Origin of the sequence: Vibrio sp. M260118, from assembly GCF_036533755.1 — a bacterium.
Lineage (GTDB): Bacteria > Pseudomonadota > Gammaproteobacteria > Enterobacterales > Vibrionaceae > Vibrio.
Genome location: NZ_JATABG010000583.1, coordinates 1 through 1,336, shown reverse-complemented (window position 1 = coordinate 1,336; position 1,336 = coordinate 1). Strand labels below are relative to the sequence as shown.

At 42.1% G+C, this 1,336-nt stretch carries 2 protein-coding genes; both read right to left on the bottom strand.

What is annotated here, in order from left to right:
- A partial coding sequence (locus QTO00_RS19770) for a hypothetical protein (protein ID WP_331426267.1) occupies positions 1-384 on the bottom strand: 384 nt, incomplete at its 3' end.
- Entirely contained in the window at positions 384-662 is a 279-nt protein-coding gene (locus tag QTO00_RS19765; RefSeq protein ID WP_331426266.1) for a hypothetical protein, read from the bottom strand. The genes QTO00_RS19765 and QTO00_RS19770, both read right to left, overlap by 1 nt.
- Positions 663-1,336 lie beyond the last annotated feature (674 nt).

Sequence of the window (1,336 nt, the reverse complement as noted above, 5' to 3'; positions counted from 1 at the left end):
TAGCTTTTGGCTAATTTCTTTGTTTTGCTCTTGGTTGTCATTTAGAGACTTCTCGATTGCAGCGAGTTTTGTATTATTTACAGCAACATTTGATTTCATATTGAGAACTTCAACGGCAAACCACCCAGCAACATTAAGCACAGCAATGGCTACGGCAATCACTATGTTTAGCTTTATTCTTACTGTTGATATGCTATCTATGTCTGGACGCATTCTTTCTATGTCTGCCTTCATCATATCTATGCTGGTGCATGCGTGAGTAGTATTATTGCTGACTTCATTAATTGAGTGCTGCAGCCATTCAATCCTATCGCTCGGGCTTGAGCCAGGAACAGGTCGATTCGGATTGTTGCCATTAAAACCGTAGGAAGAGTTGTGTGACATCACTTTCCTCCTTGGTATTTTTGAATCCACTCCCACAGCTCATTGCTTTGGTAACCATAAAACTTATCAGCTGCAGATAAAAAGAAGGATATAGTGGCGTCGTTGTCCTTTATTAAGCCAACTTTAGTAGCCATTTCTTGCGCGGAAGTCACATCATTATCGGCGAGTAGACACGATGTCTTACTAATTTCATACGCATCAACACCAGACTGATTGATCAACTGCTCTACAGCTTCTCTATCTTCAAGTTGTTCGATTGTTAGATGAAAAACACCCATTCGGTACTCCAAAACTGACTACACAAAAAGCACAACAAAACAGAGTGGTTTCATTGCGCTGGTTGGTTAAGTAAATATTTTATTTACCGCAATCCTACTAGACCTTAATCATTGCAGCAATGATTAGTGTGTAAGAATTTAATCAATATCCATCAATGTTCATCAATATCCTTGTACCTCATTGACTATTATAGATCACATCGGCTAACCTACTAATGCACTGGCAAAATCCAGTGCCGGGCGTAGGAACCCGCTTTATTTCTCTCTAGGCGCATAAGTGCCAGCGTTTTGCTGGTTTTTTTATGTGTATGGCCTTAGCACATCTAAACATATTGGTCTGGTCAACAGACTGGTATGGTAAGCATTATGGTGGGCTGGGCGGGGCAGCTTCGGCTGGCCGTGTCCTAGAGAGCGGTATTCCTACCCCCGTTCAGCTCACCACCCGTTGAGTAGGAACTTCGAGTGGTGATTTAAACAATCTCTCTAGGAGTTCACTATGACTTCAACAGCACTTACTTTCCAAAACACTCACTTCGACGTTATCGAATACCAACAAAAGCTCTGGTTGACTGCTACAGAACTTGCACAAGCACTCGGCTACTCTAAATCAGATGCGGTAACCCAAATATACGAGCGCAATTGTGATGAGTTTTCTTCTGAAATGACCGAGACCC

Bases quoted from the DNA above. Each gene is read 5' to 3' on its own strand.
- QTO00_RS19765 (WP_331426266.1), bottom strand. From the start codon at position 662: ATGGGTGTTTTTCATCTAACAATCGAACAACTTGAAGATAGAGAAGCT.